Consider the following 11,515-nt stretch of genomic DNA (forward strand, 5'->3'; position numbering starts at 1 on the left):
ATGGAGGAGGAATTTGTGATGATCAAAATGAAGGCTCTGGGAAAACGATTGGTGACGGCGGTCGCTGTGGGACTCTTGTCCGTAGCGATGGGAGTGAGCGCATTTGCGGCAACGCGTCTCGATAAGGTGAGCGATGCGTACTGGGATGACACGAACATCACGGTGGCGCGCTGGGATGAGGTTGAGGATGCAACCCAGTACGAAATTTATCTTTACCGCAATGAGAGCAAGGTCGGTGAGGCAAAGACAAAGAAGACTTATCTGAACCTGGAAAAGAAGATGACGACATCTGGTGAGTACACATTTAAGGTTCGTGCGCTCGGAAAAGGACGGTCGACATCGAACGGATACTGGTCAGCCGAGTCGGATGTGACCTATATCAGCGAAGATTATGCAGAGCTGATTAAGAATGGTGGATACATTGACACCGAACATTCCGGTCCGGGAGCAAAGACCGGCGGGAGCACAACGCAGACCTCAAGCCAGGCAGGTGTTGTGCTGAGTGCAGGCTGGCAACAGGATGCAAACGGCTGGTGGTATCGCAATGAAGATGGCACTTATCCGTCAAACGGCTGGTGGCAGGATCCGTCCACAATCATCTGGTATTATCTGGATGAACAGGGATATATGAAGACTGGTTGGATCAATGACAATGAGAAGAGATATTACTGCGATCCGTCTTCCGGCGCAATGCTGACTGGGGAGCAGACGATCGATGGAACGATCTTCGTGTTTGATGAGTCGGGTGTGCTTCTTGCAGAGTAAAGGCAAGATAAGTGAAGCTTAAATATAACTCAGAGGGGATCAGAGTCACGCGCCAGGTTTCTGCAAGTGTCGACCTGCTCCCCTATCACATCCACAGGCATATAGCCATGCCCTGTTATAATTTTGAGACGGGCTTCCAGCTATAATTTTCACATCCACGGTAGGATACTTTTCGGAAAACAGAGCGATAGCCTCTGAGGGTTCGTTTCCTTTTTCTTTTAAGTCTGGTTATCCGAATACTAGTTACTAGTTATTTTAGTCCCAGTTCTCGCCCGGGTATTTCATTCCCCAGTCTTTTCTGAGTCTTGTCATGATCTCCATAACATCTCTGGTGTATGCAAGATGCATCTCATCCTGCTCGTTCTGCTCATTCGATTCACTATTTTTATTAGTATCATTTTTATCAGCGGAGTTTTTATCGATGCCATTTTCATTGGCGCAGATTTTGTTTTTCACCGCCTGTTCCATGTCTGTCATCTCGTAGTACAGGGCATTGGCAGTGTCTCCGCAGTCAAGTTCCGTCTGCTTACCGGTCTCGGCATCGACGAGGATGGCCTTGCTTGCGCGCGGATATTCCATGATCTCGATATAACCTTTTTCACAGCTGATCATCGCACGTTTTGGCTGTTTGGAGTGCATTGAGAGTGCGACGGTTGCCATCTGTCCGAGACTGTTCTTTAAGAGGATCGTTGCCTGCTCGTCCGATCCGGTCGGAGACGGTTTCCACTGGCTTACGATCTCGTCAGGAGTCTCATCCATAAAACTTCTGACGATCGACAGCGCATAGACTCCGATGTCGAGCATCGCACCGCCGGCGAGATTCATGTTGAAGAAGCGGTTGTTCATGTCGTACTCTTTGAAACTTCCGAAATTCATCGTGATGATCTGAACCTTTCCGAGATCTTTGTTTTTCACGATTTCCCAGAGCTTCTTGTAAATTGGCATGTGCCAGATCGTCATTGCCTCGGCAAGAACCAGATTTTTCTCTTTCGCGAGATCGATCATCTCCTGAAGCTCCCGGCTGTTCAGCGTGATGGATTTCTCGACGAGGAGGTGTTTGCCGTGCTCAAGTGCCTTTTTCATGAAGGCGTAATGCGTGTTGTGCGGGCTTGTGAGGTAGATGATGTCCACGTTCTCATCCTCAAACATGTCATCGATCTGGTCGTAGACCTTTTCAATCTGATATTTTTCTGCAAAGTCAATTGCCTTTTGATGCGTCCGGTTTGCGACCGCGTATAAAGACTTTCCCATTTTTTGTAGTGCCTGTGCCATCTCATTTGCGATAACGCCTGTTCCGAGCACTGCCCAGTTTAAATCGTCATGCATAAAGCCGTCCTCCACTCTAAATAGATTTTCTGATAAATTCTCTCTGTGCTTCTTATTATAAAAAGTCGCGGATTTTCCGTCAATATTCCATTTCAAAACATTCGCTGTTTACGCAGTGCGTGAATAACAACCATAATTGCGCATAATTCAGAAGCGTTGTCTCATATATTCTAGCAGGAGGAGATGGACATGGTAAAGCGGGAGGAGACGTTGCTGAAAATGTTTCCGGAGGAGATTCGGAAGAAGATTGTGCAGATTCCGGACTGGTTTGAGCAGGTTCAGGAGATTCGTCTGAGAGTCGGAGGCCCGCTTCTCATTCAGTATGGAAATCGCGAGTTTTTTGTCCGGTCTGACAGGGGCGGTCTTTGTAAAGATCAAAAAGAAGCATATCAGGTCTCGCCAAAGCAGATTCGAGAGACGCTCGAGCACATGGCTTCGTACTCGCTCTATGCATTTGAGGAGGAGATTCGTCAGGGGTATTTGACGATTCCCGGGGGACACCGCATTGGAATTGCAGGAAAAACGATTGTCCAAAGCGGAGAGATTCGGAGCATGAAGTTTCTCTCGTTTCTCAATATTCGTCTCGCCCACGAAGTTCTGGGATGCGCGGATGAGGTTCTGCCATATCTGTTTGATCAGGATCAGAAGAAGCTTTTCAATACGATGATTCTGTCCCCGCCCCGCGGTGGAAAGACGACTCTTCTGCGGGATCTCGTGCGACAGATTTCTGATGGGAGTTCGCAGGTGGATGGGGTGACAGTCGGGCTTGTGGATGAGCGCTCTGAGATTGCCGCCTGCTATCAGGGAGTTCCACAGAATGATGTGGGAATTCGCACCGATGTCCTGGATGCGTGCCCGAAGGCGCATGGGATGATGATGCTGATCCGGACGATGGCCCCCCGGGTCGTGGCAGTGGATGAGATCGGAAGCCGGATGGATATGGAAGCTGTGGAGTATGCGATGAACTGCGGGTGCCTGGTGATTGCGACCGTGCACGGAAATGGGATGGAGGACATTCGCAAAAAGCCGGTGCTCGATCGGATGATTCAGGAAAAATGGTTTGACCGCTATCTGATTTTGAAACACACGATGACGGATGGAATGACGGCAACGGTGTGCGATGCAGAGGGAAATTCGATCGTGGTGGTGTCTCTTTCAGTCAGAGCAGGAGCTTTCAAAAAATAGAGTGCTTCTTTGCGGAAAAGGAGGTAGGGGCAGATGAGCAGTAAAGCCGTGATTTTTGGACTTCGATGTCTCGGTGCTGTGCTTGTGATTCTTGGCGCGTCCGGATTTGGGATCAGTATGGCAGTTCAGTATACAAAGCGACTCTCCCAGTTGGAACAGCTTCGCAGAATGATTTTTTTGCTCAAGGGTCAGATTGTCTATGCAAATGCCTCACTTCCGGAAGCCTTTGAGGCGGTCGGGAAACGGGAGAAGGGACCTCTTGGTGCACTGTTTTTGGCTGCCGCTAAACAGGCGGAGACTTTGGAAGAAGCGAATTTTTCTGCGGTCTGGGAGCAGGAGATCGGGAAGCTGGAAGAAAAAAATGGAAGGGAACAAAGCGCACTCAGCAGATCGGACAGGCAGTCGCTTGCCGGGCTGGGGCGTCATCTGGGATTTCTTGACCGCGAGATGCAGGAGAGAAATCTTCTTTTGTATCTGGAGGAACTTGATGAGCAGATCGCACAGCTCAGAGGGCATCGCCAGGAGACCTGTCGCCTGTATACAAGTCTTGGGGTGATGGGAGGAATCTTTCTTGCGGTGATTCTGATTTAAGCCGGGGTAGTTCACAATTTGTGAGGTTTGCAGAGCATAAATATTTTATCTGGGGACGGGAGGCAGGATGCCAAATGGGGGTAAATCTGATTTTTAAAATTGCAGCGGTTGGAATTCTTGTCTCCGTTGTCTGTCAGGTCTTAAAGCACAGCGGGCGGGAGGAACAGGCATTTCTGACGAGTCTTGCGGGATTGATTCTGGTGCTGTTTTGGATGGTGCCATATATCTATGAATTGTTTGAAACGATCAAAGATCTGTTTGCACTATGATTTGGAAGGGGATGGGCAGGCATGACAATCATAACGATCGGGATTGCCGGAATCACAGCGGTATTGCTTGCGGTGCAGATGAAAGGTGTAAAAGGCGAGTATGCGACGTATCTGGCAGTTGCAACCGGATGTTTCCTGTTTTTCTACGGGATTACAAAACTTCAGACCGTTCTTGATGCCCTGCGCCGGGTGCAGGATTTTATTCAGATCAGTCCGCTTTATCTGGCGACTCTGCTCAAGATGACGGGAATCAGCTATGTGGCAGAGTTCTCCTCGGGGATCTGTCGGGATGCCGGATACGGGGCGATCGGAAAGCAGATTGAGATCTTCGGAAAATTGTCGATTCTGGCAGTCAGCATGCCGATTGTGCTCGCTCTTCTCGAGACGTTGGAGCGGTTTCTATCATGAGAGAGTGGACGGCATTGACAGGATTAGTATTAGGATTGCGGAAGATTTTTCTCTTTTTGAGTTGTTGTGTTTTGTTTGGAGCTTTTGTTGGGGTCAGTTCGGCGCAGGCAAAATGTTATGGGACAGAAAATTATGGGATAAAGCGAATTTGTGAGATTGATGGCAGACAAAATATAAGCCCCCATATAAGTCTAAATGTATGCCAAAACGTCAATCCTAATAGAATCGGTCTTAATGGGATGAAAATCGATCAGAACACCGATTTGGCTGAGCAGTGGCAGGAGATCGACCAGTTTCTAAAGCGAGAAAAACTTACTGGAAATGGAGCGTTCAGCTTTTCGGAGCTGATGAAAACGATTCTTGCGGGGGATAGCAGAGCGACGGGAAAAATGTTGATTGATGCCTTAAAACAGGGAGTCACTGGAAATATCGGCGAGGATTGGCAACTTGCAGGACAGCTTCTGGGGATTGGAATTGTCGGAGCCGTGTTTGTCACATTTTCAAATATCTTTTCGGAGAGTCAGATTTCCGATACTGGATTTTTTATGACGTATCTGCTGATGTTTGCCCTGCTTGTGACGTCCTTTCTTGAGAGTGTGCGATTCACCGGGCAGGTCTTGGAACAACAGATTGAATTTATGAAGGTGCTGATGCCGGCGTGTCTGATGGCGACCGCCTGGGCGGGAAGCGGGCTTACGGCAGTCGCATGGTATGAGGTAGTGTTTTTTCTGATTGCGATCGTCTCATGGCTCTACAAACATTTCTTTCTGCCTCTTGTGCAGATGTATCTGTTGATTAAGTTAGCGGGAAATCTTGGGAAAGAAGCGATGGTTTCTAAAATGACTGAACTGATGAAATCAGGAGTCCATCTCGGGGTGACATCGCTGTTTGCGCTAGTCATTGGATTTCAGCTGATTCAGGGCATGGTTCTGCCCTATGCGGATGCCGTGAAATCTGCCGGGATGTGGAAGATGCTTCAGGTGCTTCCGGGGATTGGAAATGGAATAGAGACAACAGCGAAACTTGTGTTCGGATCGGGCGTTTTGATTAAAAATACGATGGGAGCCGTTGCGATTTTTCTGCTTATTTTATTTAGTTTAAGTCCGATTCTTCGCCTTGGAATTTTGCTGATTTTTTATCGCCTGATTTCGGCGGTCTTGGAGCCTGTGGCGGATGCTCGTCTGACCGGATGCATCAGCACAGCGGGGGATGCTCAGAAAATGTTGCTGGAAATGCTCTTATCTGCGGTAGTCCTTTTTATTCTCACGATTGCGCTGATCTGCACCGGGACAAATGCGACGTATCTTGCGTAGCAAATTTGAATAAATGCACATCACATTCTTGTTACTAAAACTCGATGCGCAAAATTTGATAGAAATAGCGTGTAATAAATAAAAAGACAGATTTATGGGCGGGAAAAGGGGGGATGATCACGGAAGGGCTGATGCGGGCAGTTTTTGAGTGGATACGCAATCTGACCGGATTTTTTCTGTTTATGTCTGTGATGGATCATCTGATGCCGGAAAAGGCATATGCGTCCTACATACGACTTTTTTCGGGTATGGTTTTTATTCTTCTTGTTTTACAGCCGATCACGGGAAATCGCAAATTGGAAGAGCGGATCGCGCAGTATTATGAGAGCAATCTTTTTCGCTATGAGACGGGAGAGTTGAGAGAAAATCTTCTCGGAGTCGAAGAAAAGCGGAGAACCCAGATGGTAAATCAATATGAGGAAGCACTCAGTCAGGAAATCTCTAAGATTGCTCAGGCGGACGGATTTGAGGTCAGAAATTGTCGGGTGAAAATCAATCAGGATATGGACTCAGAACAGTTTGGAGAGGTGACAGGAGTCAGGGCAGAGGTTTGTTCTGTTCAGCCGGAGCAGAGTGCAGAGATAGACACAGAGCTTTCAAAGAATATGACAAAAAATGATGGAGCAGATAAATCAGAAATTCAGATTTCAAAGATTACAGTAGAAAACATAGAACATGCGGAAAATGCGGAGAATGTAGATAAGAAAGAGCGTGCGGGAAGCAGTGAAAACCAAAATAAAAATTTGAATAAAACTCAAGAAGAAAATCAAAAAACCATGCGGGGGGAGACTCTGGCGGAGGACGACACAGCAAGAGTGGTCTCTGGTCCGGTTTATCAGAAGATCGGGGAGCTGAGAAGCAGAATATCATCGTATTGTGGGGTGGAGGAGCAGGATGTGGAAATCGGAATTGTGGAAGCGGAAAGATAAATGGCTGTTTGTGCTGACGATCGGGGCGATTCTCTGTATTCTCGCGATTCCATCCGGAAAGCAGACAGGCAAAATGCAAAGCCTTTCATCGGGAGATGATGAAAAAAGTCTGTTTTTAAAGAGTGACTCTTCTGCAACGTCAGAGGACGATCTTACCGTGTCATCGGTTTCCTCAGGCTCCGTTGCGCGGACGTATGAGCAACAGCTTGAGACGAGAGTCAAAAATATTTTAAAAAATGTGGATGGAGTAGGAAAAGTCGATGTGATGATCGCGCTGTACTCCTCATCGGAGAAGGTGATTCGCAGTGATACGAACAGCAGTGGGGCGCTGACCGAGGAGACGGATTCCACCGGCGGGACGAGAAGAAGTGAGAGCAGTGCGTACAGCACGACAACCGTCATGGAGGACAGCAACGGGAATTCTACCCCTGTCATTGAAAAGGAGGTCTATCCGGAGATTTCAGGGATTGTGATCAGCGCCGAGGGTGGGGATGATCCGAAAGTCCGCTCGGAGATTTCAACGGCGATGGAAGCATTGTTTGGACTGCCCGCCCACAAGATCAAAGTCTTGAAGCGAGCCGGGTAAAAGAATTTGCAAAAAACCGCTTTCCGGAGGATTTTTCCGGAGAGCGGTTTTTCGTTATGGCTTTTTTATACAGAAAGGTTTTGGGATTGGTTAGTAGTTTGGTGAGATGAGGGTGATAATTTTACTCATCCTCATCGTTTGCCACAGCATTGTACTCATTTACATAGATCAGATGACTTCTGGATTCTTCCACGATATTTCGCACGGTTTCAGCGGTCAGAGGCATGTCCTGAGGCTGTAAAACCAGGCTCAAAGCACAGGGAAGATTGATTCCGCAGATCAGATGACGATGATCGTTTGTGTACGGGCAGAACTGCTGGTTTACACTGCCACCTAACATATCCGTCATCATCACGACCTCATCCTCCGGGTCAAACGAGTCAAAAATTTCCTTGATCTGGGATGGAAGATCAGTGTCGTCCATATAGGCGCTGATGTCAATGATGCCGTCCATGGAGGTAAGAAAATTTAAGGTGTCTTTCAGACCATGAGCCAGTAAATGATGGGAGGCGATAATATATTTTCTCATAGCGCTTCTCCTTGTAATTCGTAATGATATTCAAATAATACTTATAATACTTAAAAACACACAATTACGTTTCACTGATATAACGGAAAAATGGGGGGATTATTACAGAGATTGGATCAAATGATCCACATAAAGCTCTGCCTCTCCCTGTGGGAACGGGGTCTGCATGCTTTCATAGCCCTTTCCGAATTCCTCTCTCTCCACGATATAACCGGCACTGTAATTTGCGTAGCCCCAAACGATGCGCATAGGAGCCTCAAAATGTTTCTTGATTTCCATTCCGAATGTGGAGAACAGTTCTCCCGGAATCGTGATGATCTCCAGATCACCGAGATGGAAGATTACGGAGCGAAGCGTTACATTGACACCGCCAGATGCAATTTTTCTCTTTAAATGGCGGACACCGGACCAGAGAAGCTTCTTATCGTCCTCGGTCACTGCATTTGCCAGTTTCTCCTCGTCCTCTGCCAGCTGTGCCTTCATCGCATCGAGATCGTAGGTCTGATGGATCGTGTACTCGGTTGTCTTGACGGAATCCACTTTTAATTCCATCGGAGTTTCGGTTTCTGCAAAGACATCTACCTGTTTCATGACCTCATCGCGGACACGCCACAGCTCATTCTCGTCGTTTCCTTTGCGGTACTGGCGGTTGCCCATATCTCCGCAGGCCCCCTGCATGGTGATGAAGATCGTGTTGTATTTTGCGTCGAGTGCTTTTCCGATATTACCGAGAAGGTCGGAGCTGATCTTCATGTTGTGGATGCCGAGAACGGTTGGATGGCAGGTGAACTGGAACATACCGGCAACGACATGGTTCTCGTTGCGGAAGAGGATCATGTTGATGTCCTTGTCGCTTGGCTTGTCGAGGTAATTGCGGTTTCCGTAGACACCGTTTACTGTGCCTTTTACCATATAAGGGGTTACCTCCAAAAAGCCACGGTCAAAACATTCGTCCACAGCGTCGAAGAGCTGTTTCATCACGATTTCGCGGTAAACGGCCTTGCGGTGGTTTCTGTCCTCGCCTTCGTCCTCAAAACTGATGTCAGGGCCTGAATGTGTGTGGATTGTTCCGATGATGATATTTTCCCTTGGAACGGAATATTTTCCGGCGAGAACCGTGCGGGCGTAGTCGGAAATCGGCTCCTCCAACCGGCACAGATCCAGAGTGGACCATATAAAAATCTCCCCGTCAATGCGCAGAACCAGAGTTCTGCAATAAAGCTCATCTAAAACCCCGATGGATTTCCCGGTTCTCATCGCGTAACCGCGCATGTACATGGGAAATGGAGGTGTAATGACGCGTTTGGCTGTACTTACTTCAACCATATGATAAATCTCCCCTCAGTGCCTGAGTGATTGTTCAGGTCAAATTTGTTGATTGTTATGTGTGTATCCATTGATTTTTGAAATGTGATTTTCGATGAATGAAGAACGGCTCTGCCTGCCGGATAAAGACAGGGCAGAACCGTCATTTTGTCATTTATGGATATTATCGGTTATGATCTGTTAAGCCAGAATTCCGAGTGCAGAGCAGATCATCGAGAAGACGATCACGATGAGGATCAGGGTGGTGATCTTCATGCCTTTCTTTCCGAGGAGCTTGTACAGAACAAGGACAGTGGCAACAGAGATCATCGAAGGCATGATCTTATCTAACAGATCTGCGACTGCCAGATTGACATCGCCCATCTGGAATGCCAGAGGTGTCTTTGCCGTTACAACCGTAGCGGACAGAGCGCCGACAACAGTCAGACCGAGAACAGAAGCTGCATCTGTGATACGAGCCAGTTTTCCGCCGACCTTGGTGATCAGTTTGGTACCTTCGCGGTATCCGATCCACATCAGCTGAGTACGGATGCCGATGAAGATAAGGTTTACAATGAGCCACAGGATGACGCCGATCGGGTTGCCCTCAAGAGCCATATATCCTGCGATCGAGCCCATGATCGTCGGAAGCAGTGTCCAGAACAGCGTATCACCGATACCTGCCAAGGGTCCCATCAGGCTGACCTTGATGTTCTGTACCGCATCGAGGGAGGAGATTCCCTCTTTATCCTCGAGAGCCAGAGTAGCACCGAGAACGATGTTTGCGAGCCACGGCATCGTGTTGAAGTACTTAAAGTGGTTGTTCAATGCCTCAACATACTCGTCATCATCCTTGTAGATCTTGCGCAGGAGAGGTCCGATACCGAAAACAACAGCGGGAGCGAGCTGGGTATCGTAGTTAAAGGTTGTTACTGCCATTAAGGACCAGCGAATAGCACCTTTCACACAGTCTTTTTTTGTTAAAACGGGAGCTTTCTCCATTCCTTCATTCTTTTCCATAATCTCATTATTCATCTTCAAGTCCTCCTGCAAATCCTACATTTTCCTTTGCTTCCTCATCCATATAGAACTTGTAAGCCAGTGCGACACCAAGGAATGCGATACCAAGAATCGGAACGCCCATGTATGCGCTGAGTACAAAACCGATCAGAATGTAGTTGAAATATTTCTTTGCCGGCATGTAGTGGAGCAACATTGCAATACCAAGACCCGGAAGGAGTTTTCCGGCTACGGACAGACCACCTGTTACCCAGGCCGGAAGGACATCGAGAATTGCCTGAACCAGAGGAGCACCGGCAGTCAGAGCAACTGCGGTCGGGAATGCCATGAAGACTGCTACCATGATCGGGCAGAGGTAGAGGATCGCATACATTTTGCCAAACTGTTTCTCATTTGCATACTTCTGAGATTTCTGTGCGATGAAGGAGTTGCAGATCTTGTATAAAACGTCCATCTGCACGCCGAGCATACCAACAGGAAGACCAATCGTCATACCAACTTCCGGTCCCTGTCCGGTTGTCTTTGCGAACGCGCAGGCGATAATCGTCGCAACGCCGTAATCCGGCACGGAAGAACCACCAAGAGCAGCAACACCCAAGGACATCAGTGTGAATGTACCACCGATGTAGAGACCACTGTTCATATCACCGAGGATCAGTCCACACAGGAAACCGACGATAACCGGTCTTGCGTGTGTCAGTGACAATCCACGACGGTCAACGTTGATCTCAGCAGCCACCAGAACAAGCAGTATAATTTGTAAAGCGCTTAATTGCATAACAATTCCCCCCTTTTGTTATTTCAGAAATTCATCCATCGAAATTTCTGCATCAGCAGGTACATACTGTGCATACATTTTGGTTCCACTTGCCTTTAACTTCTTGTAAGCCTCGATGTCATCCGGCTTTGCAAAGGCTCTCGGGGAAATCTTCACAGCTTCCTCGCCCTCCGCAGGCTTTACAGTTCCGCCGACTACCAGCTCCGGAACCCTTACACCGATCTCGGTAAGTTTAACCAGAGTTTCCGGCTTCTTGACCAGAACAAATACGGTGTGATCGTTGTACTTTCCGGCCTTGAAGTTATTCAGTGCGGTCTCTTCAGTGATGATGGAGATTGCCATGCCGGTAGGTCTGGCAAGCTTCATACTCGCTTTGGTCAGCTCATTGTTGGCAACTGTGTCGTCGATGATCATGATGCGCTGTGCACCAGAACGACCAGCCCACTGTGTTGCCACAATGCCGTGAAGAAGACGGTTATCAATTCTTGCAAGTACAATACCCATATTTACC

14 protein-coding genes are annotated in these 11,515 nt (G+C 47.9%); 8 read left to right on the top strand and 6 right to left on the bottom strand.

The annotated features are described in order from the left end of the window. The first annotated feature begins 18 nt into the window (after positions 1–18). On the top strand, positions 19–765 hold the full coding sequence (locus AC4EVX_RS04305; RefSeq protein WP_177977660.1) for a hypothetical protein: 747 nt from the start codon (positions 19–21) through the stop codon (positions 763–765). A gap of 255 nt (positions 766–1,020) precedes the next feature. Here the strand turns inward: AC4EVX_RS04305 and AC4EVX_RS04310 are convergent, their stop codons facing one another. Then, on the bottom strand, positions 1,021–2,091 hold the full coding sequence (locus AC4EVX_RS04310) for a Gfo/Idh/MocA family protein (protein ID WP_490159643.1): 1,071 nt from the start codon (positions 2,089–2,091) through the stop codon (positions 1,021–1,023). 189 nt (positions 2,092–2,280) lie between these two features. On the opposite strand from AC4EVX_RS04310, the gene spoIIIAA reads away from it, so the two are divergent. The 7 genes from spoIIIAA to AC4EVX_RS04345 all read left to right on the top strand — a co-directional run bounded on the left by spoIIIAA (position 2,281) and on the right by AC4EVX_RS04345 (position 7,372). Next, complete coding sequence (gene spoIIIAA / locus AC4EVX_RS04315) at positions 2,281–3,276, top strand: stage III sporulation protein AA (protein WP_490159644.1); 996 nt, start codon at positions 2,281–2,283, stop codon at positions 3,274–3,276. A gap of 33 nt (positions 3,277–3,309) precedes the next feature. Further along, entirely contained in the window at positions 3,310–3,867 is a 558-nt protein-coding gene (locus AC4EVX_RS04320) for a stage III sporulation protein AB (protein WP_177977663.1), read from the top strand. A 74-nt stretch (positions 3,868–3,941) separates the two neighbouring features. Beyond that, positions 3,942–4,136, top strand: coding sequence for a stage III sporulation protein AC (spoIIIAC, locus tag AC4EVX_RS04325; RefSeq protein WP_177977664.1), 195 nt, complete (start codon positions 3,942–3,944; stop codon positions 4,134–4,136). A 21-nt stretch (positions 4,137–4,157) separates the two neighbouring features. Further along, on the top strand, positions 4,158–4,544 hold the full coding sequence (locus tag AC4EVX_RS04330) for a SpoIIIAC/SpoIIIAD family protein (protein ID WP_177977665.1): 387 nt from the start codon (positions 4,158–4,160) through the stop codon (positions 4,542–4,544). A 239-nt stretch (positions 4,545–4,783) separates the two neighbouring features. Further along, complete coding sequence (locus AC4EVX_RS04335) at positions 4,784–5,857, top strand: stage III sporulation protein AE (RefSeq protein WP_177977666.1); 1,074 nt, start codon at positions 4,784–4,786, stop codon at positions 5,855–5,857. Between the two features lie 113 nt (positions 5,858–5,970). Continuing rightward, positions 5,971–6,786, top strand: coding sequence for a stage III sporulation protein AF (locus AC4EVX_RS04340; RefSeq protein ID WP_490159645.1), 816 nt, complete (start codon positions 5,971–5,973; stop codon positions 6,784–6,786). Further along, the gene (locus AC4EVX_RS04345; RefSeq protein WP_490159646.1) at positions 6,752–7,372 is read left to right on the top strand and encodes a stage III sporulation protein AG; all 621 of its coding nucleotides are present in this window, start codon (positions 6,752–6,754) and stop codon (positions 7,370–7,372) included. The genes AC4EVX_RS04340 and AC4EVX_RS04345 overlap by 35 nt, the downstream gene beginning before the upstream one ends. 121 nt (positions 7,373–7,493) lie before the next feature. Here the strand turns inward: AC4EVX_RS04345 and AC4EVX_RS04350 are convergent, their stop codons facing one another. From AC4EVX_RS04350 to AC4EVX_RS04370, 5 genes are all read right to left on the bottom strand, one after another. Next, the gene (locus AC4EVX_RS04350; RefSeq protein WP_177977669.1) at positions 7,494–7,901 is read right to left on the bottom strand and encodes a PTS sugar transporter subunit IIA domain-containing protein; all 408 of its coding nucleotides are present in this window, start codon (positions 7,899–7,901) and stop codon (positions 7,494–7,496) included. Positions 7,902–8,003: 102 nt separating this feature from the next. Further along, entirely contained in the window at positions 8,004–9,227 is a 1,224-nt protein-coding gene (locus AC4EVX_RS04355) for a hypothetical protein (RefSeq protein ID WP_490159647.1), read from the bottom strand. Between the two features lie 180 nt (positions 9,228–9,407). Further along, positions 9,408–10,241 (bottom strand): PTS system mannose/fructose/sorbose family transporter subunit IID, encoded by an 834-nt coding sequence (locus AC4EVX_RS04360; protein WP_308450369.1) that lies wholly within the window; start codon positions 10,239–10,241, stop codon positions 9,408–9,410. Further along, on the bottom strand, positions 10,234–11,004 hold the full coding sequence (locus tag AC4EVX_RS04365) for a PTS mannose/fructose/sorbose/N-acetylgalactosamine transporter subunit IIC (protein ID WP_177977671.1): 771 nt from the start codon (positions 11,002–11,004) through the stop codon (positions 10,234–10,236). The genes AC4EVX_RS04360 and AC4EVX_RS04365 overlap by 8 nt, the downstream gene beginning before the upstream one ends. Before the next feature lie 18 nt (positions 11,005–11,022). Then, a complete protein-coding gene (locus AC4EVX_RS04370; protein WP_177977672.1) occupies positions 11,023–11,508 on the bottom strand; it encodes a PTS sugar transporter subunit IIB in 486 nt (161 codons plus the stop codon). Positions 11,509–11,515 lie beyond the last annotated feature (7 nt).

The organism is Brotaphodocola sp. (assembly GCF_983179755.1).

Excerpts from the sequence above, each read along its gene's own strand:
- AC4EVX_RS04305 (WP_177977660.1), top strand. The coding sequence starts at position 19 with ATGATCAAAATGAAGGCTCTGGGAAAACGATTGGTGACGGCGGTCGCT.
- AC4EVX_RS04310 (WP_490159643.1), bottom strand. The coding sequence starts at position 2,091 with ATGCATGACGATTTAAACTGGGCAGTGCTCGGAACAGGCGTTATCGCA.
- spoIIIAA (WP_490159644.1), top strand. The coding sequence starts at position 2,281 with ATGGTAAAGCGGGAGGAGACGTTGCTGAAAATGTTTCCGGAGGAGATT.
- AC4EVX_RS04320 (WP_177977663.1), top strand. The coding sequence starts at position 3,310 with ATGAGCAGTAAAGCCGTGATTTTTGGACTTCGATGTCTCGGTGCTGTG.
- spoIIIAC (WP_177977664.1), top strand. The coding sequence starts at position 3,942 with ATGGGGGTAAATCTGATTTTTAAAATTGCAGCGGTTGGAATTCTTGTC.
- AC4EVX_RS04330 (WP_177977665.1), top strand. The coding sequence starts at position 4,158 with ATGACAATCATAACGATCGGGATTGCCGGAATCACAGCGGTATTGCTT.
- AC4EVX_RS04335 (WP_177977666.1), top strand. The coding sequence starts at position 4,784 with ATGAAAATCGATCAGAACACCGATTTGGCTGAGCAGTGGCAGGAGATC.
- AC4EVX_RS04340 (WP_490159645.1), top strand. The coding sequence starts at position 5,971 with ATGATCACGGAAGGGCTGATGCGGGCAGTTTTTGAGTGGATACGCAAT.
- AC4EVX_RS04345 (WP_490159646.1), top strand. The coding sequence starts at position 6,752 with ATGTGGAAATCGGAATTGTGGAAGCGGAAAGATAAATGGCTGTTTGTG.
- AC4EVX_RS04350 (WP_177977669.1), bottom strand. The coding sequence starts at position 7,901 with ATGAGAAAATATATTATCGCCTCCCATCATTTACTGGCTCATGGTCTG.
- AC4EVX_RS04355 (WP_490159647.1), bottom strand. The coding sequence starts at position 9,227 with ATGGTTGAAGTAAGTACAGCCAAACGCGTCATTACACCTCCATTTCCC.
- AC4EVX_RS04360 (WP_308450369.1), bottom strand. The coding sequence starts at position 10,241 with ATGAATAATGAGATTATGGAAAAGAATGAAGGAATGGAGAAAGCTCCC.
- AC4EVX_RS04365 (WP_177977671.1), bottom strand. The coding sequence starts at position 11,004 with ATGCAATTAAGCGCTTTACAAATTATACTGCTTGTTCTGGTGGCTGCT.
- AC4EVX_RS04370 (WP_177977672.1), bottom strand. The coding sequence starts at position 11,508 with ATGGGTATTGTACTTGCAAGAATTGATAACCGTCTTCTTCACGGCATT.